20 protein-coding genes are annotated in these 21091 nt (G+C 74.5%); 8 read left to right on the top strand and 12 right to left on the bottom strand.

Going from position 1 to position 21091, the window contains the following annotated elements; all coding sequences use genetic code 11:
• Nucleotides 1-45 precede the first annotated feature (45 nt).
• Nucleotides 46-1047, top strand: coding sequence for an NAD-dependent epimerase/dehydratase family protein (locus QF032_RS36985; RefSeq protein ID WP_307048788.1), 1002 nt, complete (start codon nt 46-48; stop codon nt 1045-1047).
• A 30-nt stretch (nt 1048-1077) separates the two neighbouring features.
• Here the strand turns inward: QF032_RS36985 and QF032_RS36980 are convergent, their stop codons facing one another.
• Nucleotides 1078-2190, bottom strand: coding sequence for a sensor histidine kinase (locus QF032_RS36980; RefSeq protein WP_307059481.1), 1113 nt, complete (start codon nt 2188-2190; stop codon nt 1078-1080).
• 3 nt (nt 2191-2193) lie between these two features.
• Nucleotides 2194-2955: a response regulator transcription factor gene (locus QF032_RS36975; protein ID WP_307048784.1), complete on the bottom strand. Its 762-nt coding sequence runs from the start codon at nt 2953-2955 to the stop codon at nt 2194-2196.
• Nucleotides 2956-3081: 126 nt separating this feature from the next.
• Between QF032_RS36975 and QF032_RS36970 the strand changes: the two genes are divergently transcribed.
• The 3 genes from QF032_RS36970 to QF032_RS36960 are packed head-to-tail and all read left to right on the top strand — an operon-like array spanning nt 3082 to nt 5317.
• Nucleotides 3082-3831: a glycosyltransferase family 2 protein gene (locus QF032_RS36970; protein WP_307060518.1), complete on the top strand. Its 750-nt coding sequence runs from the start codon at nt 3082-3084 to the stop codon at nt 3829-3831.
• A complete protein-coding gene (locus tag QF032_RS36965; RefSeq protein WP_307048782.1) occupies nt 3828-4445 on the top strand; it encodes a TIGR04282 family arsenosugar biosynthesis glycosyltransferase in 618 nt (205 codons plus the stop codon). Before QF032_RS36970 ends, QF032_RS36965 begins: the two co-directional genes overlap by 4 nt.
• A 17-nt stretch (nt 4446-4462) precedes the next feature.
• Nucleotides 4463-5317, top strand: a complete 855-nt coding sequence (locus QF032_RS36960) for a class I SAM-dependent methyltransferase (RefSeq protein ID WP_307059480.1) — start codon at nt 4463-4465, stop codon at nt 5315-5317.
• A gap of 441 nt (nt 5318-5758) precedes the next feature.
• Here the strand turns inward: QF032_RS36960 and QF032_RS36955 are convergent, their stop codons facing one another.
• Nucleotides 5759-7057, bottom strand: coding sequence for a molybdopterin-dependent oxidoreductase (locus QF032_RS36955; RefSeq protein ID WP_307048778.1), 1299 nt, complete (start codon nt 7055-7057; stop codon nt 5759-5761).
• Between the two features lie 114 nt (nt 7058-7171).
• Here QF032_RS36955 and QF032_RS36950 point away from each other — a divergent pair, with 114 nt between their 5' ends.
• Nucleotides 7172-8515 (top strand): hypothetical protein, encoded by a 1344-nt coding sequence (locus QF032_RS36950; RefSeq protein WP_307059478.1) that lies wholly within the window; start codon nt 7172-7174, stop codon nt 8513-8515.
• 188 nt (nt 8516-8703) lie between these two features.
• On the opposite strand, the gene QF032_RS36945 is transcribed toward QF032_RS36950, so the two are convergent.
• The 3 genes from QF032_RS36945 to QF032_RS36935 all read right to left on the bottom strand — a co-directional run bounded on the left by QF032_RS36945 (nt 8704) and on the right by QF032_RS36935 (nt 12517).
• Nucleotides 8704-9387: a HemK2/MTQ2 family protein methyltransferase gene (locus QF032_RS36945; RefSeq protein ID WP_307048773.1), complete on the bottom strand. Its 684-nt coding sequence runs from the start codon at nt 9385-9387 to the stop codon at nt 8704-8706.
• A gap of 152 nt (nt 9388-9539) precedes the next feature.
• Nucleotides 9540-10031 carry a hypothetical protein gene (locus QF032_RS36940; protein WP_307059477.1) on the bottom strand — a complete coding sequence of 164 codons (492 nt, stop codon included), beginning with the start codon at nt 10029-10031 and terminating at the stop codon, nt 9540-9542.
• The gene (locus tag QF032_RS36935; protein WP_307059474.1) at nt 10028-12517 is read right to left on the bottom strand and encodes a molybdopterin oxidoreductase family protein; all 2490 of its coding nucleotides are present in this window, start codon (nt 12515-12517) and stop codon (nt 10028-10030) included. Before QF032_RS36935 ends, QF032_RS36940 begins: the two co-directional genes overlap by 4 nt.
• Before the next feature lie 333 nt (nt 12518-12850).
• On the opposite strand from QF032_RS36935, the gene QF032_RS36930 reads away from it, so the two are divergent.
• Nucleotides 12851-13261, top strand: a complete 411-nt coding sequence (locus QF032_RS36930) for a hypothetical protein (RefSeq protein WP_307059472.1) — start codon at nt 12851-12853, stop codon at nt 13259-13261.
• An 84-nt stretch (nt 13262-13345) separates the two neighbouring features.
• Complete coding sequence (locus tag QF032_RS36925) at nt 13346-14065, top strand: DUF6766 family protein (protein ID WP_306946102.1); 720 nt, start codon at nt 13346-13348, stop codon at nt 14063-14065.
• Between the two features lie 9 nt (nt 14066-14074).
• Here the strand turns inward: QF032_RS36925 and QF032_RS36920 are convergent, their stop codons facing one another.
• On the bottom strand, nt 14075-14512 hold the full coding sequence (locus tag QF032_RS36920; protein WP_307059470.1) for a hypothetical protein: 438 nt from the start codon (nt 14510-14512) through the stop codon (nt 14075-14077).
• 256 nt (nt 14513-14768) lie between these two features.
• On the opposite strand from QF032_RS36920, the gene QF032_RS36915 reads away from it, so the two are divergent.
• Nucleotides 14769-15254 (top strand): cation:proton antiporter regulatory subunit, encoded by a 486-nt coding sequence (locus QF032_RS36915; protein ID WP_307048764.1) that lies wholly within the window; start codon nt 14769-14771, stop codon nt 15252-15254.
• Nucleotides 15255-15282: 28 nt separating this feature from the next.
• Here QF032_RS36915 and QF032_RS36910 read toward each other — a convergent pair whose 3' ends face one another.
• The 5 genes from QF032_RS36910 to QF032_RS36890 all read right to left on the bottom strand — a co-directional run bounded on the left by QF032_RS36910 (nt 15283) and on the right by QF032_RS36890 (nt 20826).
• Nucleotides 15283-16359 carry a PucR family transcriptional regulator gene (locus tag QF032_RS36910; RefSeq protein WP_307048762.1) on the bottom strand — a complete coding sequence of 359 codons (1077 nt, stop codon included), beginning with the start codon at nt 16357-16359 and terminating at the stop codon, nt 15283-15285.
• Nucleotides 16360-16462: 103 nt separating this feature from the next.
• Entirely contained in the window at nt 16463-17722 is a 1260-nt protein-coding gene (locus QF032_RS36905) for a cation:proton antiporter (RefSeq protein ID WP_307059468.1), read from the bottom strand.
• Between the two features lie 600 nt (nt 17723-18322).
• Nucleotides 18323-18610, bottom strand: coding sequence for a DUF3040 domain-containing protein (locus tag QF032_RS36900; RefSeq protein WP_306946105.1), 288 nt, complete (start codon nt 18608-18610; stop codon nt 18323-18325).
• A 176-nt stretch (nt 18611-18786) separates the two neighbouring features.
• Entirely contained in the window at nt 18787-19422 is a 636-nt protein-coding gene (locus QF032_RS36895; RefSeq protein ID WP_307048758.1) for a ScbR family autoregulator-binding transcription factor, read from the bottom strand.
• A 168-nt stretch (nt 19423-19590) separates the two neighbouring features.
• Complete coding sequence (locus QF032_RS36890; RefSeq protein WP_307048756.1) at nt 19591-20826, bottom strand: cytochrome P450 family protein; 1236 nt, start codon at nt 20824-20826, stop codon at nt 19591-19593.
• Between the last annotated feature and the right edge of the window lie 265 nt (nt 20827-21091).

The raw sequence follows: 21091 nt of genomic DNA, 5'->3' as shown, positions 1-21091 counted from the left end.
GGCGCGGAGCGGGGTCCCGGCGGTGCGCCGCCCTAACGTGGAGCCATGCGTGTACTGGTCACCGGCGGCGCCGGGTTCATCGGGTCCCATGTGGTCGAGGCGCTTCGTGCGCGCGGCCACGAACCCGTCGTGTTCGACGTGCGGACCGATCCCGCGGCGGACGTGCGCGACGAGCAGGCCGTGGCCCGCGCCCTCGCCGGGGTGGACGCGGTGTGCCACCAGGCCGCCATGGTCGGGCTGGGCGCCGGGTTCGCCGATGCCGTGGAGTACGTCTCCCGCAACGACCTGGGCACCGCCGTCCTGCTGACGGCCATGGCCGGACAGGGCGTACGACGGCTCGTGCTGGCCGGGTCGATGGTCGTCTACGGGGAGGGTCGGTACACCTGCGCGCGGCACGGCGTGGTGCGGCCCGGGCCCCGGGCCGTCGCCGACCTTGCGGCCGGGCGTTTCGAACCGCGGTGTCCGGCGTGCGGCCGGGAACTGTCCGCCGGGCTGGTCGCCGAGGACGCGGCGCTGGACCCGCGCAACGTGTACGCCACCACCAAGCTCGCCCAGGAGCATCTGGCCGCCGCCTGGGCGCGGTCGACGGGCGGGTCGGCGGTGTCGTTGCGCTACCACAACGTCTACGGCCCCGGGATGCCCCGGGACACCCCGTACGCCGGGGTCGCCTCCTTCTTCCGTTCGTCGCTCGCCCGGGGCGAGGCGCCGCGCGTGTTCGAGGACGGGCTGCAGCGACGGGACTTCGTCCACGTACGGGACGTGGCGGCGGCCAACGCGGCCGCGCTGGAGGCGGATCCGGCCGCCGGCGCGCTCACCGCGTACAACACCGGCAGCGGTGAGCCGCACACCGTCGGCGAGATGGCGAGGGCGTTGGCCGCGGCCCACGGCGGACCCGAGCCGGTGGTGACCGGCGAGTACCGGCTGGGGGACGTGCGGCACATCACGGCGGACTCCTCCCGGCTGCGGGCGGAGCTGGGCTGGAAGCCGCAGGTCGGCTTCCCGGAAGGCATGCGGGAGTTCGCGTCGGCGGGTATGCGCGGCGCGTAGGACCGCACAGGACCGGTGGTGCTGCCCGCGTCATGAAGCTGCCGCGGGCAGCACCACCTCGAAACGGCAGCCGCCGGGGATGTTGTGCACGGTGGCCCGGCCCCGGTGCGCCTCCACGATGCCGCGGACGATCGCCAGACCCAGTCCGGCTCCCGCCGGCGGCGTCCGGGCGTGGGTGCCGCGCCAGCCGGTGTCGAAGACACGGCCGAGGTCCTCCTCGGGGATGCCGCCGCAGCTGTCCGAGACGGACAGCACCACGCCGTCGGGCGAGCGTTCGGCGGCCACCATGACGGTGCCGTCGGCGGGCGTCCGGCGGATCGCGTTGACCAGCAGGTTGCCGAGGACCCGGCTCATCTCCTTGCCGTCCACCTCCACCGGCAGGGGCTCCACCCGGTCCCCCACCAGTCGTACCCCGTGCTCGTACGCCAGCGGGTACGCCCCGGCGAGTGCGTCGCCGACCAGGTCGTAGACGGACATCCGGGCAGGCGACAGGGCCAGGGCGCCGGCGTGGATGCGGGAGAGCTCGAAGAGGTCGCCGACCATGCCGTTGAGACGTTCGACCTCGGTGCGGATCTGGCGCAGATAGCGGCCGGGGTCGACGGCGACGCCGTCCTCCAGCGCCTCGGACATCGCGCGCAGGCCCGCGAGCGGGGTGCGCAGGTCGTGCGAGATCCAGGCGACGAGTTCCCGCCGGGACGACTCCAGAGCCCGCTCCCGCTCCCGGGACTCGGCGAGTTTCGCGCTGGTGGTCTGCAACTCGCGGCTCAGCGCGGCGAGTTCGGCGGTGGCCGGCCCCTCGGGTGCGGTGAAGTCGCCGCCGTCGCCGAAGGAGCGGGCCGCGAGGGCGAGTTCGTGGCTGCGGGCGACCACCCAGCGGCCGAGCGCCAGCGCCGTGGCCAGGGAGACCACGGCCGCCATCGCGACCACCGTGGTGACCACGCTCAGGTCGTGCGGGGACAGGAACATCGCCTGGGCCACGGCGAGGGTGCCCGCGAGCATGGCGGTCACGGCGACGGCCGCCACCACGGTGAGCGAGCCGGTCAGCGACCGGCGGCGCAGCAGCCACAGGGCGCCCGCGCCGAGCAGCCCGGCCGCGGCGGCGCCGAGCAGGGCGTACAGGGCGATGAGAAGGGCGTCGCGCACGGGTCACTCCTCGCCGGGGCCGGCGGGGGCCGCCGGATCGAATCGGTAGCCGACGCCCCAGACCGTCTGGATCAGACGGGGCCGGGCCGGATCGTCCTCGACCTTGTTGCGCAGTCGCCGGACGTGCACGGTGACGGTCGACAGGTCGCCGAAGTCCCAGCCCCACACCTCCCGCATCAGGTCCTCGCGGCTGAACGCCCGGCCGGGATGCCGCAGGAAGAACGCGAGGAGGTCGAACTCGCGCAGGGTGAGCGCCAGTTCGGTGCCGCCCCGGGTGGCGCGGCGGGCCGCCGGGTCGAGGGTGAGTCCGGCCGCGCCGAGGGACCGGGCGCCCGCCCTGGGCCGGCTGCGGCGCAGCACGGACTCCACCCTGAGCACCAGTTCCCGGGGGCTGAACGGCTTGGTGACGTAGTCGTCCGCGCCGACCTCAAGGCCGAGGATGCGGTCGTCCTCGTCGCCGCGGGCGGTGAGCATGATGACCGGGACGGGGCCCCGGCCGCGCAACCGCCGGCACACCTCGAGGCCGTCCATGCCGGGCAGCATCAGATCGAGGACCACCAGGTCGGGCCAGTGGGCGGTGGCGCCGGCGAGGGCGGACGGTCCGTCACCCGCCCGGTCCACCAGGTATCCGGCGCGGTCGAGGTAGCCCGCCACGACCTCGGCGACGGTCGGGTCGTCGTCGACGACGAGGACCCGGGCCCGGGGGGCCGGGGCCCCTCGGCTCGCGGGGGCGTCCTCGGCCCGCTCGTACGGCTGCTGTTCCATACGGCCAGCCTCGCACCGTCGGCCGCCCGGCGTCGTCCCGCGGCCCCCGTCCCGCGTCGACGTCCGTGTTTCGTAAGGACCCGGAGTCCGAAATGACCGATTCACGTTCGTAGGGTGAGAGGCGTGATGACCCCTCCCCCGCTCGAGGACGTCGATGTCGTCCTCCCCTGTCTGAACGAGGCCGTGGCGCTCCCCTGGGTGCTCTCCCGCATTCCCTCCGGCTGGCGTGCGCTCGTCGTCGACAACGGTTCCACCGACGGCTCGGCGGACATCGCCCGGCGACTCGGCGCCGTCGTCGTCGACGAGCCGCGCCGTGGCTTCGGCGCCGCCTGCCACGCCGGGCTGAGCGCCGCGACCGCCGGCATCGTGTGCTTCTGCGACTGCGACGCCTCACTCGACCCGGCCCTGCTCGTGCCGTTCGTGCGCGAGGTCCGAGACGGCGAGGCCGACCTGGTGCTCGGGCGCAGACGCCCGCAGGGCCGAGGCGCCTGGCCCGCGCACGCCCGGGCCGGCAACATCGCGCTCGCCCGGACGCTGCGCCGCCGCACCGGTTTGCGCCTGCACGACCTCGGTCCGCTGCGCGCGGCCCGCCGTGAGGCGCTGCTCGGACTCGGCCTGACCGACCGGCGCAGCGGATATCCGCTGGAGATGGTCGTGCGGGCCGCCGACGCCGGCTGGCGTGTGGCCGAGCACGACGTCCCGTATCTGCCGCGGTCCGGCGCGTCCAAGGTGACGGGCACCTGGCGCGGCACCTGGCAGGCGGTGCGCGACATGAGCCGCGTCCTGGCCGAACCCCCGACACCGGCGCCGCCGCCCGGGGCGAGCCCGGCTCCCGCTCCGGCTCCCGTGCCCGCCGAGGAAGGCGTCCGCCGATGATCACGTTGCTCGTCGTCGCCAAGGAACCGCGGCCGGGCCGGGTGAAGACCCGCCTGACCCCGCCGTTCACGCCCGCCGAGGCCGCCTCGCTCGCCGAGGCGGCCCTCGAGGACACCCTGCGCGCGGTCGCCGCGACACCCGCTCGGCGCCGGGTGCTCGTGCTGGACGGGGAGAGCGGCCCGTGGCTGCCGCCCGGCTTCGACGTCGTGCCGCAGTGCGCGGGAGGTCTGGACGAGCGGCTCGCCGCGGCCTTCGCCGGATGCGACGGCCCCGCCCTGCTGATCGGGATGGACACCCCCCAGGTGACGCCGGAGCTGCTCACCGTGGACTTCGACGGGTACGACGCCTGCTTCGGCCCCGCCGAGGACGGCGGCTTCTGGGCCCTCGGGCTGGCCCGCCCCGACCCGGATCTGCTGCGCGGGGTGCCGATGTCGACGTCCGTCACCGGCGCGGTGCAGCGCGCCCGGCTCGTCGCCGCCGGACTGCGTGTGCGCGATCTGCCGCGCCTGCGGGACGTGGACACGTCCGCCGACGCCGAGGCGGTCGCCGCCGGTGCCGCGCACGGCCGCTTCGCCGCCGCCCTGACCCGGCTCCGCGCGGTCGGCAGCCGATGAGCCGGGCGCACGAGGTGATGACGAAAGACGTGATGACCGACGACGTGATAGCCGACGGTGTGGTGACGAATGACGTGGTGACCGACGGGGTGGGCACGCGCGAGGCGGTGACGCGGGAGGGCGCGGAGCACGGCTGGTCCCGCGCCGACCCGTACGCCGACGCCCTCCGGGCCGGCCGCGGGCCGCTCTTCCTGCGCCGTGGGGACGGCTGGCTGATGCCCCTGGACGTGGAGCGCTGGTGCGGGCGCGCCGACGCCGTGGACCGGCAGGTCCTGGACCGCTGCGAGGGCGCCGTCCTCGACGTCGGCTGCGGTCCCGGACGGCTGGTCGCCGAGCTGGCCTCCCGGGGCCGGACCGCTCTGGGCATCGACGTCAGCGAGGCCGCCGTCCGGCACACGGTCCGGCTCGGCGGTCCCGCGCTGCGACGCTCGGTCTTCGAGCCGCTCCCCGGGGAGGGCCGCTGGGGCACCGCCCTGCTCGTCGACGGCAACCTCGGCATCGGCGGCGACGCCGGGGCCCTGCTCGAAAGGCTGGCGGAGGCCCTGGTCCCCGGCGGTCTACTGATCGCCGAGACGGCTTCTACGGACGTCGACGAGCGCGTCAACGTCCGCCTCGTCGACGTCCGGGGCGGGGCCGGCGCCCCGTTCCCCTGGGCCCGGCTCGGCACCCGGGCACTGCTCCGGCACACCGGCCCGACGGGGTGGCGGGCCGTCGATCAGTGGTCGGCGGGCGGCCGTTGCTTCGTCGCCCTGCGCAGCCCCGGCCGCCGGCGCAGCGCGAGCAGCAGCGCCGAGCCGCCGAAGAGCGCGGCCGTGATCAGCAGCCAGCGGGCGAGGAACCCGTCCGCGGACATCCCCGTCGCCGACCGGTAACGCTCCTCCACCCGCCCGCTGATCAGCGGGAACCACACCAGCAGGAGCAGCCCGGACAGTGCGGCCGGCACTCGCACGTACAGGGCCCACGCGCGGTGGCCGGCCGCCTCGAGCGACCTCACGGCCGCACGGTCGGCCGTCGCGTACAGCGGCAGCAGCACCAGGTCGTGCAGGAGCGCCGCGCCCACGAACCACAGGGCCACCGCGAACCAGTCGTCCGCCAGCAGCCGTACCCCCGCATAGCCGGCCAGCGCGAAGGAGCAGGCCAGAAGCAGCAGGGGGAACGGGCCGGCGGCGTGCGCCCGGGGCGGGGCGCCGGCCGCCTTCGCACCGGGCGGGCGGCTGCCCAGCGTCGCGCCGTGTCGCCTCACAGGTCGCCTCACAGGTGTCTCCTCACCGGGGTGTGCACAGCTCGCCGCACCGCTCGTCCCGCCGGCGCCGTCACAGCTCGCCGAACGTCAGCCGGGCGACCCATTTGGTGTTCAGCACGCCGGGCGCGGCGGGCACGATGATCCGGGCCGGGAATCCGTGGTCGGCGGTCAGCGGCTCGCCGTTGACGTCCAGGGCCAGCAGGGAGCGCGGATCGCGCACCTGGTTGGCGCGCAGCGCCGCCCGGCGGAACGCCCCGCTCCGCTGGAGCGACTCGACCAGGACGTCGGGCGCCGCCTCCTCGTCGTGGCCGACCAGGGCGGCCAGATCAGCCAGCCGCACGCCCCGCCACCACTGGTCGGAGGTGGACCAGCCCTCCACGCACGCGATGGGCAGCGCCGCACTGTGCAGGGGGAGGTCGAGCAGCTCGGCCCGGCTCAGCCGGACGGTCCCGGCGGGCCCGGTGACGGTCAGCCGCCACGCGACCGCGCTCGTCTCGGCCGCGACGATCCCCCGGGACGCGGCCGTCTTGTTGATCTGGAAGCCGCCGGGGCCACTGCCCGGCTCCGCACCCCCGTGCGGCGCGAGGAGGGCCGTCCGCCGGGCGAACCCGTCGAAGCCCTGCCCCGCCGTCGTGAGGAACAGCAGCAGGGAACCGCCTCCGACCAGCCACAGCGCGCCCCGCCGCGTCACCGTGGGCTCCGCGGGACGCGGCGCGGCCGGCGAGGCCTCCGCTCCTCGGGCGTCCTCCTCCCGGGCAGGCTCCGGCTCGTCCCGCAGTCGGCGCAGGTTGCGCACGGCGGCCGGCGCGCGCAGTACCGCGTGCGCGGCGAACGCGGCGAAGAAGACCCACGCCCCGTAGAAGTGCAGCGGGTAGAAGGAGCCGGGGAAGACGTAGTCCAGCTGGACGTTGAGCACGCCGGTGACGAACTCGAACAGCGCGCCGCCGACCAGCAGGAGCAGCGACAGGCGCTCCAGCGCGTGGGTGAGCGAGCGCGCGGGCGGCAGCGCGAACAGCCGGGGGATCACCGACCACAGTTTCGCCAGCAGGACGGGGATCAGAGTGATCCCGAGGGTGACGTGGACGCCCTGGCTGAGCCGGTAGAGCCAGGGCGGATCCGTCGGCCACGCGAAGAGGTAGAAGCCGAGCAGCCCCTTGTCGGGGGTCTTGTCGTTCACCGGCGAGAGATCCGGGTTGTACGCGGCGTAGGACAGCAGCCCCGTCACGAACAGCACGGTGATCCCGCCGAGCAGCACGACGCCGAGGACGGAGGTGAACCACGGACCGCGCAGCGGGCTGCGCCAGAACCGGGGAGAGGTCGGCAGGCGGGGGGAGGCGGACAGGGACGGCAGAGTGGGCAACCGTGACATGCGCCGACCGTAGGCCGACGCGGCCGGGCGACGGGGCCTTCGACACATGACGAAACGCTGACGTCCGCGGGCTCGGCGGCGTCGACGGGCCCGCGGCGGCCTAGCGTTCCCCCTGTGAATCGTGATCATCTCCGTGACCTGGGTGCGACGGTGGCAGCCGCTCTGCTGGTGGCGGCCGCCGCGCTGGTCGGTACCGCGATCGAGCGGGACCACGGAACCCTCAGGGTGAACTGGCCCCCGCTGCTGGCCACCTGGCAGCCGCACGTCGGACCGGGCACCCCGGCGGCGATCGTCGTCGCGGTCGCCGTCGTCGCCTACGGGCCGGCCGTCGCGGCCCGGCTGCGGTGGCGGACGCTGCTCTGGACGACGTGGAGCGCCGCGACGGCCTGGATCTGTTCCCTGGCGCTCGTCGACGGCTGGCAGCGCGGGATCGCCGGCCGGCTCACCACCCGGCACGAGTATCTGCGGGTCATCGACCGCTTCCAGGACATCCCGGCCACCCTGCGGGACTTCACCCACCACATCCTGCTCCAGTCCCCCGACAACTGGCCCGCGCACGTGGCGGGCCACCCGCCCGCGGCGCCGCTCACCTTCGTCCTGCTCGACCGGGTGGGGCTCGGCGGCGGTGGCTGGGCCGGGGTCTGGTGCATCACCGTCGGCGGGTCGGCGTGCGCGGCGGTGCTCGTCGCCGTGCGGGCTCTCGTGGGCGAGGACCACGCCCGCCGGGCGGCGCCGTTCCTGGCGACGGCGCCGGCCGCGGTGTGGACGGGCACCTCCGCCGACGGCTACTTCGCGGCGGTCGCCGCCTGGACGATCGCCTTCCTCGCCCTCGCGGTCACCGGGCACCGGCCGCGCCTGGCCGGCTGCGCCGCGGGACTCCTCTTCGGGCTCACCTGCTATCTGTCGTACGGCCTCACGCTGTTCGCCGTGATCGGGGCCGCCGTCCTGCTGCTCGGCGGGCCGCGGCGACTGCGGCCGCTGCCGTACGTCGTCGCCGGAGCCGCCGTCGTCCCGCTCGCGTTCACGCTGGCGGGCTTCGACTGGTGGGAGGCGTACCGGCTGCTGGTCGACCGCTACCACCAGGGCGCCGGCGGTGTCCGGCCCTACGGCTACTGGGTGTGGGCCAACCTCGCCTGCACGGTCCTGATCGTGGGTCCGGCCACGGTGGCCGCTCTGCGACGTGCCGGCGGCGCGTTCCCCCGGTCCCGAGCGCGGCTCGTGGACGTGCGGGGCGCCTCCCCCGACTCCCGTCTCGCCCTGCTGGTCGCCGCCGCGTTCGTCGCGCTGCTGATCGCCGACCTGTCCGGGATGAGCAAGGCGGAGACCGAGCGGATCTGGCTGCCGTTCGCCCAGTGGCTGCTCGCGGCGTGCGCTCTGCTGCCCCGGCCCCGGCCGTGGCTCGCCGCGCAGGCCGTGCTCGCGCTGCTCCTCAACCACCTGCTGCTGACGGGCTGGTGACGCCGTACCACGGTTTTCCTTCGCGGGCCCGCCGGGCGGGCGGCACTTGCCGGAGTGGCGGTGACCGTCCTTCCCCCGGCCGTGTCACGGCGACGGGTCACCGCCATGGCCGCCCTGAGGATCTTCGCCGTGAGGAGACACCCGGGCGTGTCCGCCCGGTGATCGCGCCGTACCGCGCGGCGCAGGCGTCACGCACGTTCGGCGCGGACCACCACCAGTTCCTCGCGGCTCTCGCCGTCCTCCAGCAGGCCCTGCTGGACGAGCCACCGGTGGCGGGAACGCAGCACCGGGCCGTGCGGCACGGTGACCCGGTCGGTGACCGCGGCGCGCAGTCCGACGTCCGCCAGACGCCGCAGGGTGGCCCGGGTGTCGCACAGACTCGAGTGCACGATCAGCAGGGCCCCGCCGGGATTCAGGACGGCGGGCGCCTCGGCGCAGATCCGGTCGATGAACACGCGCCCGTCCCGGCCCGCGTCCCAGGCCCGCGCCAGGCCCCGGTGCGGCAGCGCCGTGGCGGGCGACGGCACATAGGGCGGGTTGCTCACGACCAGGTCGTACGAGCGCCCCGGCACGGCCGCGGTCAGGTCGCCCCGACGGCAGCGGACCCGCTGGCCGGCCAGCAGCGCGTTGAACCGCGCGGTCAGGACGGCCAGCCGCGAGATGTCGACCGCCGTCACCCGGGCGCCCAGCCGTGCGGCCTGAACGGCGAGGGCCCCGGAGCCGGTGCCCAGGTCCAGCACCTCAGTGGCGGAGCCGATGTCCTCACGGGACAGGGCACGCGTCAGCAGCCGGGTGTCCCACTGGGGGGTGTACACACCCGGCGGGGTATAGGCCCGGGCCGGCGCCTCCGGCGCCCATGGTTCCGCCGTCATCGCGTTCTCCGTTCGGCAGGGCGCTCCAGGGGGAGGCGCGGCTTTCCGCCCCACTGAGTGCCCACTTGCCGCCGCTCCACACACGCCCCTCGCGCCCCTCGCGGCAGGCCCGACGCCCCGCTCCCGGCGGGATCCCGCCCCGGGCGGCCTCGTCACAGGCTCGTGAGGACCTGTGGCGCGAGGTTCTTGATCAGGGTGTTGGTCCAGCGCATCTGCCGGAGGGTCTGCGGGTGGCACGTGGAGACGACGGAGAGCAGCTCCTCGTCCCTGGTGGCCTGAGCGGCCTGCGCCAGCATCTCCCAGTACAGGGAGTTCTCCGCGGCGCTCAGGTGCAAGCCCCGCAGGTCGCGCAGGAGCAGCAGTCCGGGCTCGGGGCGACGGGCCACCGCCTCGGCGGTCCTCTCCCGGAGCGAGGACAGGACGCCGGCCGCGGGAGCGCCGGGCGAGGCGGCGAGGTCGAGGCCGTGGGCGCGGGCGGCCTCGGCCAGGTGTGCGACGTGGGCCCGGGACCAGACGGCGAGGTCCTGGGCGACATGGTGCACCTCGTGCTCGGTGCGGTGGCGCTCGGCCACGGCGGTCAGCTGTCCGGCGAGGTGTCGCTCGCCGTGGTGCAGAGCGCGCAGGGTGAAAGCGATGCCGTTCACGGCGCCTCCTGCGTGCGGCGGCCCCGGGGAGGGGCGTCCGTCTCGGTGACGAGGGCGGTGGGGCCGCCGACGGTGGCCGGCGCGGCGCCGGTGCGGGAGGGCGCCGACGCCGTGGTGGTCGGAGCGGGGGCGACGCGGCCGTCCCCGCGTTCGACGAGGCGCAGCGCCGCCGCGGCGGTCTTGAACAGCGGCTGCTTGGAGGCGGGGTCCCAGTCGGTCACGGTCGTCTCGTTCGCGGCGCGCCCCGGGGTGTCGCCGCCCGGCCCGTGTCCGCCCTCGGTGTCCCAGTAGCCGTAGTGGAAGGGCAGGAAGAGCAGTCCGGGGCGGATGTCGGTCACGCGCAGCCGCCCCCGCACGGCGCCGCGGCGGGTGCCGACCTCGACCAGGTCGCCCTCGTGGAGTCCGAGGGCGACGGCGTCGGACGAGGCGGCTTCCACCCACACGTCGGGAGCGGCGGCGTTCAGCTGGGGCGCCCGCGCGGTCTTGGTGCGCGTGTGGAAGTGGTAGAGGGTACGGCCCGTGGTCAGCTGGAAGGGATGGTCCTCGTCGGGCGCCTCGTGCGGCGGCAGGTAGTCGGCCGCCCTGATCACGGCTTTGCCGTCCGGGTTGAGGGAGCGGTACTCGACGACGTCGTCGGTGGCGCCCGTCACCAGGTCCTTGCCGTAGCTCTCGCAGAGGTCGGGGTGCGCCCAGGTGATGCCGTCGGCGTAGAGGCGTGGCGTGCCGTCGGGGGCCTGTGCGTTGCACGGCCACTGGACGCCGCTCGCGCCGCGCAGCCTGTCGTAGGTGAGGCCGGTGTAGTCGCACGGCCGGCCGGAGCTGCAGCGTTTCCACGCCTCGAAGGCGGACTCCGGGTCGTGCCAGGTGATCAGCGGCCCGCCGTCCTTGTCGCGGAAGTCCATGCGGGCGGCGTAGTCGAGGAAGACGTCGAGGTCGGGCCTGGCCTCGCCGGGCGGTTCGACGGCCTTCTCCGACAGGTGCACGGTGCGGTCTGCGTTGGTGGCCGTGCCGGTCTTCTCGCCCCACGTCGCGGCGGGCAGCACCACGTCGGCCAGCCGGGCGGTCTCGGTGAGGAACAGGTCCTGCACCACCACGAACAGACCCTTGCGCCGCAGGATCGAGCGGATGCGGGACAGCTCGGGCAGGGACACCGCCGGGTTGGTGCCGCTGATCCACAGCATGCGGATCGAGCCCTGCTCGGCGTACCGGAACATCTGCATCGCGTGGGTGGGCGGGGTGTGGTGCGGGATGGTCGCGGGGTCGACGTTCCACACCCGGGCGAGGTCGGCGACGTGGTCGTCGTTCTGCCAGTTCCGAAAGCCCGGCAGGTCGCCGTCGGCGCCGCACTCGCGGGTGTTCTGCGCGGTGGGCTGCCCGTTCATCTGCAGCACCCCGGCACCCGGCCGGCCGAGCATGCCGCGGACCAGGTGCAGGTTGTTGATCTGCACGGCCGCCGCGGTGGCCTGGTGGGACTGGTAGACGCCCTGCAGGACCGTGGACAGGAGCCGGTCGGCCGCGCCGAGGAGCTCGGCGGCCGCACGGATCGACGCGGCCGGCACGTCGCAGATCCGCGCCGCCCACTCGGGGGTGCACTGCTCGACCCTGGACGCCAGCTCCTCGAAGCCGACGGTGTGCGTCCGGACGTAGTCGTGGTCGACCCGGCCGGCGCGGATGATCTCGTGCAGGAGCGCGTTCAGCAGGGCCACGTTGGTGCCGACACGCGGCGCGAGGTGGACGGCCGCCCTGCGGGCCACCCGGGTGGGGCGCGGGTCGACGCACACCAGGCGGGGCGGGTCGCCGCCCTCCAGCCGGTCGAGGATCCGCATCCACTGCACGGGCTGCGTCTCGGCGATGTTGTGCCCGAACAGCGCGATCACGTCCGCGTGGTCGATGTCGTCGTAGCTGCCGGGCTGTCCGTCGCAGCCGAAGGACTCCTTGAGCGCCTCGCCCGCGGTGGCGGTGCACAGGCGGGTGTTGCCGTCCAGGTGGCTGGTGCCGATGCCGGCCCGGGCCAGCACCGCGAGGGTGTAGTACTCCTCCAGGTACAGCTGCCCCGAGGTGTAGAAGCCGATGGACCCCGGGCCGCGTTCCGTCAGCAGTTCGCGCGAGCGGGCGGTGACGCGCTCCATCGCGGTGTCCCAGTCGCACTCCACCAGGCTTCCGCCCTCGCGGACCAGCGGCCTGGTCAGCCGGTCGCGGGAGGCGTTCGCCTGCCAGCCGAAGGCGTCCTTCGGGCCGAGGCGACCGCGGTTGACTCGGTCGTCCACCCGGCCGCGCACGCCGGCCATGCGCCCGTCGACGACGGCGATGTCCATGGCGTCCCCGTCGGAGTGCAGGATCGAGGCGGCCCGCACCCAGCGCTCCACCTGGTCGGGCGCGACGCCCGCCTCGAGGTGGGTGTCCACACGCGCAGGCCAGGTCCCGTGCCGGTCGTACGGGGTACGGCTGCCCCAGGGCTCGGCGATCCGGTCGACCGAAGCGTCCATGCCAGCCTCCTCAGGCCCACCGGCGACGCCCGGCGCACCGCCCGTCTCCCGGTACCCCTCGAGCCGATCACGTAACGCGGCCGTCGGCACGGCGGGCGGGGCAGCCCACGGCACCGCTCGGCCGCGGCACCGCGCCTCCCGACGAGCCGTGGGGGAAGGCGGCGCCTGCGTCGCATCGAATGCTCCGGTGCGGATGCCGGCACCCGTACGACGGGCGGCCCACCTTCCGTGTCGGCCGTCCTCGGTCCGCCGATGCGCCGGCCGGGCGAAGGCGGGGTGCCGCAGCCGCTCCGCCGGGGTTCGATGCGGTGTACTACCGGGGGAGGTGAGCGCATGACCGGACGAAAGTACGGCGGCGCGCTGGCCGCTCTCCTGGCCGTCGGCATCGTCGGCGGGTGCGGCACGGTGGCGGAACGGCAGGACGACGTACGGGACACCGCGGCACGGTTCCAGGCGGCGCTGCACGACGGCGCCTACGACCGTGCCTGCGCACTGCTCGCGCCGGACACCGAGCAGGAGCTGCAACAGTCCGCCGCGAGTCCGTGCCCCAAGGCGCTGAGCCAGGAGTCGCTGCCGGCCGGCGGCGCGGTACGGCACACGGACGTCTACGGCAACCAGGCGCGTGCCGTGCTCGCCTCGGACACCCTGTTCCTCTCCCTCTTCACCGGCGGCTGGAAGGTCGTGGCCGCCGGGTGCGAGACGCGGCCCGGCCGGCCCTACCAATGCACGATCAAGGGCGGGTGAGCACATGCGGGTCATGTTCGTCCTGGTCCTCGCGATCATCGCGGCCGGCCTCGTCTACCTCGCGGCCCTGGGACTGATGCACCGATGACCCGCCCGTCCTCTCGCACCCGGCCCCCGCAGCGCCGGGGTCCGCGGGGCTTCGTGCGTGACAACGGGCTCGGGCTGTTCTTCCTCGGCGCTTTCCTGCTGAGCCTCGTCGGCCAGGCGATCGCCGGACACGCCGACTTCAACGACCAGATGGCCGTGGACGGGCTCCAGCGGATCTCCCTCGGCGCGTACGTCACCTCGTCCGACTTCGCCGTGGACGTCTCGGAGAACTGGCAGTCGGAGTACCTGCAGTTCTTCCTCTACATCGGGGCGACGGTATGGCTGCTGCAACGCGGTTCACCGGAGTCCAAGGAACTGCACAAGGCCGGCGGCGAGTCGGACGAGGACCAGATGGTCGGCGCGTACGCCAAGGACGGCTCGCCGCGCTGGGCCAGGAGCGGCGGCTGGCGGCGCACGCTGTACTCGCAATCCCTGCTGCTGGTCATGGGGACGGTGTTCCTGCTGTCCTGGCTGGTCCAGTCGATCACCGGCGTGGCCGCCTGCAACGAGCAGCGGCTGCGGCAGCTGCAGTCGCCGCTGAGCTGGCCGGACTACCTGGGCGCGGCGGAGTTCTGGAGCCGCACCCTGCAGAACTGGCAGTCCGAGCTGCTCGCGGTCGCCTCCATGGCGGTGCTCTCCATCTACCTTCGGCAACGAGGCTCCCCGGAGTCGAAGCCGGTGGGAGCGGCCCATGACGCCACCGGTGTGGAGGGCTGAGAGAGCGGATCAGCCGAGGTGCGGCTCGTCCTGCGGGTCCGGGGTCGTGACCGCGGACGCGAGACGACGGTACGCGGCCCGGGCATGGCCGATCCGGGCGGCCGCCGTGCCGACGAGGGTCGCGGCGCACAGACAGGTGAGCCAGAAGGTGTCGCGGTGGCCGGTCCAGGTGAGGGTGCCGGCGGGCGGAACGGCGAAGCCGTTGAGGGTCAGCCAGCACAGCAGGGCCGTGCCGGGGGCCGCCGTGAAGCGGGCGCACAGACCCAGCAGGCCGGCCAGCAGGGACAGCGCGGCCAGTGCGAGCCCGGGGCGGTCGGAGCCCACGACCATGTTGTGCACCGTCACCAGCGTCAGCGCGCCGACGCACGCGGTGGCCCACACCAGCGGAGTCGCGACGGGCTGGGGTACGGGCCTGGTGCCCTGTCTGAGGGACACCCACTCGATCATTCTCCACGCCTCCTTCCGGCCCCCTGCCGAGGGGACGCCGGCCGACGGAGCGGCGGCCCCACGGCAGCGTGGTCCTGAACACGAAGTCTCCCACCCGGTCGCCGGGGCGCCGAGTCCGGCTTCGCCGCCCGGCCCGACACAGCACGAGACGGCCCGGTGCCGTGACCGCAAAGGCCGGCCGGTGAACGTCTGCGGGCACGGCACTAGGGTGGACCGACAACGTTCGCAGCACGCTCGATGAAGACTGGGGGCAGTCATGGGGGCTCCGCGCCTGAGCAGTACGCCGTTGCCGGGCATCGGCGTCCGCTATGACCTGACCACACGGGAGCAGCGCCGCGTCTCGGTGGTCGCGCACCGCGACGGAGCGCGGACGCTGAACGCCTACCAGGAGGACGATCCGGACGCCTGCGCGTTGTCGGTGCGCCTGACCTCCGGGGAGGCGGCGGCGCTCGTCGACGCGATGACGCCGACGCACCACAGTCCCAGCCTGCTGTCGACCACCGAGCTGGGTCTGGTGGCGGAGCGCGTCGAGCTGACGGCCACGTCGCACTGGAACGGGCGGCTGCTCGGGGAGACCCGGATGCGGACCGAGACGGGTGTCTCGATCGTGGCGGTACTGCGCCGCGCCGAGGCCATCCCGTCGCCGACGCCCCAGTTCCGGCTGACCGGCGGGGACATCCTCATCGTGATCGGCACCCGGGAGGGCGTGGACGCGGCCGCCGCGATCCTCGCACGGGAGTGAGCCGTCCGGGCCGCCCCGCGCGGCGGCCTCAGGCAGGCCCGTCGGTCGGATGCAGGGGTCTGGCGGGCCAGTTGAGCAGACGGGCGCCGATGACCGCGGTCTGCAGCGTGTAGCGGTGGCCGGGGTCGGCGGGGTCGGCGCCGGTCAGATGGTGGACGCGCTCCAGCCGGTAGGTGAGGGCACGCACGCTCAGCGAGAGCCGCCGGGCGGCGGCCGCCGCCACACAGCCGGAGTCGAAGTACGCCGTCAGGGTCGCGAGCAGCGGCTGCGCACCGCCGCGGGCCCGTTCGAGCGGCCCGAGGACGCTGTGGACGAGATCCACCAGGGCCAGCCGGTCCCGGGCGAGCACGGGGAAGACGAGCAGGTCGGCGGCGCGCAGCAGCGGCTCGTCGAGGCCCATGCGCTGGGCCACCTCAAGGGCGTTGAGCGCCTCTTCGTAGCTGTGGCCGATGCCGACCGGTCCCGGTCTGGGTCGGCCGACGGCGACCTGGAGCTGCCCTGCGGCGGCGTAGGCCTGCTTGGCGAAGTGGGTGAGGACCTCGTCCTGGTCTCCCGGGGCGATGCACACCATCCGGCCGTGCTTGGTGGTGAACAGGATGCGGCGGTTCTCGAAGCGGCCGAACAGTTCGTCCGCCACCCGGCGGGGCACGGGGTCCGTCTCGTCGTACCCGACGGGGCCCTCGGCCACCGCGACCGCGTGGGCGCGGGACAGGCGCAGACCGAACCGCTCGGAGCGCGCGGCGAGTTGCCCCGGGTCCCCGCGCCCGTGCAGCAGGTCGTCGATGAATTCGCGGCGGGCGGCCTCCTCCTTGCGGATCACGAGGCGCTGCGCGCTCTCGTAGCCGTCGGCGAAGGCGTCCAGGGCCTGTTCGACGACGGTGAGCACACCGGACGGGTCGGCCCCCCGCGGCCAGCCCTCCCGGCCGGCGGCGAGATGGGCCCGGACGAGGCTGCGCCAGTCGTGTCCGTCCTCGGCGGCCCGGGCGCCGTGCGCCCGCCGGGACTGGATCTCCTCGCGGGTCAGACGGCGGCCGGTGCCGGCGGCGTCCGCGAGCATCCGCTGGAAGCCGTCGAGGAACGGCTCGGACGTGCTGCGGTCGGTCATGGCCTCCCCGTTCGGCTCGGACGTCCTCGCCCACGGATTATCGCCCCTTCTCGAAGGGGCGCCGCCGTCCGGGGGTCGTCACCGAGCCGCGGCCTGCCGTTCCTCAACGGCTCGCGGGAACGGCCCCTGCGCCTCCCGTGGTCCCGGCGCTCCCGGCGGATTCCGCGGCGTCCACGGCGCCTGCGGCCTCGGCCGTTCCCGCCGGTGCCGCGCGCCTCGCGGTGAGACGGCCTGCGAGGGGCTCGGTCCAGCGGGCGGCGATCGGCCCGAGGATGACCAGGATCAGCACGTACGCGGTCGCCAGCGGTCCGATGCGCGGTTCGACGCCGACCGCGAGTCCGGCGATGACGATGGAGAACTCGCCCCGTGCGACCAGGGTTCCGCCCGCCCGCCACCGGCCCTTGACCGAGATCTGGGCCCGTCGCGCCGCCCAGTAACCGGTGGCGATCTTCGTCAGGGCGGTGACGGTGGCCAGGGCCAGGGCGGGGAAGAGGACGGGCGGAATGGCCGCGGGGTCGGTGTGCAGCCCGAAGAAGACGAAGAAGACCGCGGCGAACAGGTCCCGCAGCGGGGTGAGAAGACTGCTGGCGCCCTCGGCGACCTCGCCGGACAGGGCGATGCCGACCAGGAAGGCGCCGACGGCGGCGGAGACCTGGAGGCGCTGGGCGATGCCGGCGACCAGAAGGGTGAGGCCGAGGACGACGAGCAGCAGCATCTCGGCGCTGTCGGAGGAGACCGCGCGGCTGATCAGCCGTCCGTGCCGCAGCGCCACGTACAGGACCGCCCCCACGGTGCCCAGGGCGATCAGCAGGGTGAGCGCGCCGCCCGCGAGGCTCACGCCGGCGAGCAGGGCGGTGAGGATCGGCAGGTAGACGGCCATGGAGAGGTCCTCCATGACCAGGATGCCGAGGACGACCGGGGTTTCGCGGTTGCCCAGCCGGCGCAGGTCTCCGAGGACCTTGGCGATCACGCCGGAGGAGGAGATCCAGGTGACGCCGGCCAGCGCCACCGCGGCGACCGGACCCCAGCCGAGCAGCAGGGCCGCGGCCGCGCCGGGGACGGCGTTGAGCACGAAGTCGACCGCGCCGGAGGGGTATTGGGTCTTCAGGCTGGTGACGAGTTCGGAGGCGCTGTACTCCAGGCCGAGCAGGAGCAGCAGGAGGATGACCCCTATCTCGGCGCCGGTCGCGATGAACTCCTCACTCGCCTCCAGGGGCAGCATGCCGCCCTGGCCGAAGGCGAGCCCGGCGAGCAGGTAGAGGGGTATGGGCGAGAAGCCCACCCGGCCCGCCAGACGTCCCAGCAGGCCCAGGACGAGGATGATCGCCCCGAGTTCGATGAGCAGGGCGGTGGTGTCGTGCACGGGCGTCTGTCCTCCGTCGGTCGGGATCGGTGGTGGCGCGTCGGTCGAGGTCGGCGGGGTGCGTCTGTGCTGTCGCGGGGCCGGTGGGGTCGCCCCCGGGTGTGCGCCGGGTGTGCGGGCGCAGGGCGGACCGCCGTACGTCAGGGTGGAACGCGGACTTTCCGGACGGGCCGGCCGGTGCCCGGGGCACCGCGCGGAGCAGTCGGGTGGGCGCTGCGGGCGGCAGAGCCGTTCGTTCCCCGCCCGCCGACCGGGGCGGCCGACGGGCGGGGCCGAGGCGCGGACCGTCGGGTCGGCCCGGGGCGTGCCGGGCGGCAGCGGGGTCGTGTGCGGGGCAGTACCGGCCCTGGGGTGGCGGGGCTCCCACCGTGCGGGGAGCTACACGTCAGCGCTGCGGGTGGTCGCTCGGGCCGGTACCGCCGATATCGGGAACGCGGTCGCGAGCGGCGTTGTCGACGCGCACGGGGATGACTCGACCCATGGCACGCCCTCCCTCACGTCGATGACCGGACCGCCGGCCGTCGCTCCACTGCCGAGCGCGACGCCCGGCGAAACGTAAGCACTCGGTAAAGAATATTAGCGCAGGCCGGGCTCCCCGCCTCACCGCAGAGGAAGGTGACGGCTGCCCCCGCGCGCCCGGTGCGCGTCGAGAAGCTGCACGCCGATGCCGGTGACGACCAGGCCCGCCGCGATGAGCAGCCCGTGCGACAGGAGGACGCCGCCGGTCAGCACGGCCACGCCCGCCGCCAGCGTCCAGCGGGCCCCGGTGCGGCGGTACTCGCGGGGCCGGGCGGGGCGTCCGGTCCGCAGCGCCCGGGCGAAACGGGGGTCGTCACGCTCGAGGCACGCCGCGAGAGCGACGAGCGGCTCTTCTTCGGACTGCGGCACGGGCGCTCCTCTCCTGGCAGCGGACACGAAGGCCCAACTGGCTTATGTCCGGGAGGGACACGTGCACAAACGCCGACGTCGACGCCCGTGACGGCCCACGCGCCGCCCGCCACCGCCCCGCGCCCCGGCGACGACCCCGCCCAGGCTCCCCGTCGGCGGACCGTGCCGGACACGGCCTAGTCGCCCGGCTGTTCCACCGGTGCCCGCGGTCCCTGCGGCGTCGAGGCGTGGTCGGGCGGGGCCGCCAGCCGGGGCAGGACGAAGGTCCACAGCTGCGTGACGCGTTCGACCGAGAGCACGTCGCGGTCCGCCGCCCCCATCACCTCGAAGCCCGCCGTCGCGGCCACGATCACGGTCGTCGCGACGTCGGCCGGGACGTCCCGTGCGAGCTCCCCCTCGCGCTGCGCCTGTACGACGAGCTCGTGCACCCACGCCTGCCACCAGCGCAGCAGCCGCGTTCCGTCCTTGCGCGAGGGATCACCGCTCAGCCGGAACCCCGCCCGGATCACGGGGTCGGCGACCACCGCGAGCAGCAGTCCGCAGGCCGTGTGCACGAGGGACTGCAGCAGCGTGTCCGACCGGCCGCGGCATCGTTCGGCGAGGCGCTGCGCGCGGTCCGCCGCCGTCCTCTCCACCTCCGCCGCCAGGTCGTGCTTGCTGGCGAAGTGGAAGTGCAGGGCGCCGTTGCTCACCCCCGCCCGTTCGCTGATGACGGGAAGGGACGCCCCGGCGTACCCCTCGGCGGCGAACACCTCGGCCGCCGCCCGGACAAGGGCCTGGCGGGTGCGGACCGCCCGTGCCTGCTTGGCCATCAGGTCTTCCTCCCCAGCCTGCGCGGACGGCGGAGAGCAGCGTCCTGCGTCCGGCGGAACGGGGGAGAGCATCCCATCGGCGCCGCGCCGAAGTAAACCGCGTGTTCGGTATCTTCGGTCCGCGCCCCTGGGCTCCCGGCCCTCGACGGCGCAGACACGATGTCCGGTTCAGGCCTGGACGGGAACGAGCCGGACGGGAAGCGAGCGGTAACTGTTCATCAGGAAGCTGGGCAACGGCAGGAGTTCCTCGGGCGCACAGGCGAGTTCCATGCGGGGGAAGCGCTCGAAGAGCGCGGCGAAGGCGCTCTCCGCCTCCACTCCGGCCAACGGCGCCCCGAGGCAGCGGTGCGGCCCGTGGCCGAACCCGAGGCCGTCGCGGTCCTTGCGCAGCACGTCGAACCGCTCGGCGTGCGGCCCGTAGCGTTCCGGATCCCGGCCCCCCGCCGCGAAGTTGACGAGGATGGCCTCCCCCTTGCGGATCAGCACGCCGTCCAGATCGATGTCGTCGACGGCGAACCTCATCGGCGAGTAGGCCCCGGGAGTGTGCACCCGCATCGTCTCGGCAGCCACGTCCTGCCAGGTAGCCCGGCCGGCCCGGACGTGCTCCAGCTGCTCGGGCCACCGCAGCAGCGCACCGACCGCGTTGGTGATGAGGGCGGCCGTGGTGTCCTGCCCTCCGGCGATCATGAGGAAGAGGGTGCCCAGGAGTTCCTCCTCGGTGAGCCGGTCCTCCCGGTCACGTGCCTGGATCAGCAGCGACGTGAGGTCGTCGCCCGGTTCGGCCCGCTTGGCCTGCACCAGGTCCGACAGCCGGACGAAGGCCTCCAGACGGGCCGCCTCGATCTCCCGGCCGCTGATCGTCGTGCCGAACACCGTGTGCAGGGCGGCGCACAGGGCGTCGGTGGCCTCGCCCTGCGCCACGCCGAACAGTTCGCAGATCACCCGCATCGGCAGCAGCTCAGCGAAGGAGGACCGCAGGTCCACCGGCTCCCCCGGCCGGCTCGCCGCGAGTTTGTCGACGAGTTCGGCCGCGATCTGCGCCACCCGTGGCCGCATCGCCTCCGAACGCCGCGCGGTGAACGCCCCCGCCACCAGCCTGCGCAGCCGGGTGTGCGAGTCGCCGTAGGCGAAGAGCATGTTCTCGTTGATCACCCAGGGGTACAGCGGCCACTCCTCGGTGATGCGCCCCTCGATCAGCTCCGGCCAGTGCCTGCGTGCGTCCTTCGACACCCGGGGATCGGTCAGCAGCCGCTCCACCTCACGCTGGCGCAGCACCGCCCAGGCGACCACACCACCCGGCAACTCCACCCGCACGGCGGGGCCTTCGGCCCGGAGCATCGCCGCCTCGCCCGCGAGATCGCGCCCCGTCACGTCCAGGGCGTAGGGGCAGGCTGTCGTATCCATCGTCGGACTCCCAGGGTCGGTCCTGCAGGGTCGGCATGCGCACCGGTCGGGAGGCAGGGCGTCGCCCGCCTCTCAGCCGAGGGCACGGAACCACGCCCCCGGACAACCGTTCGTGCCGGACCCCTCCCCCTGCCGCCCCACCCTCAACCACCGACCCGCACACGCCTGCCGACCCGGGCACCCCTGCCGACCCGGGCACCCCTGCCGACCCGCACGCGCCTGCTCCACACCGGCCGCCGGGGACACCCCGTGTCCGGTCACCCCC

The organism is Streptomyces achromogenes (assembly GCF_030816715.1).
Lineage (GTDB): Bacteria > Actinomycetota > Actinomycetes > Streptomycetales > Streptomycetaceae > Streptomyces > Streptomyces achromogenes_A.
The sequence above is the reverse complement of the archived record's forward strand: the minus strand, read 5'-3'. Positions and strand labels throughout refer to the sequence as shown.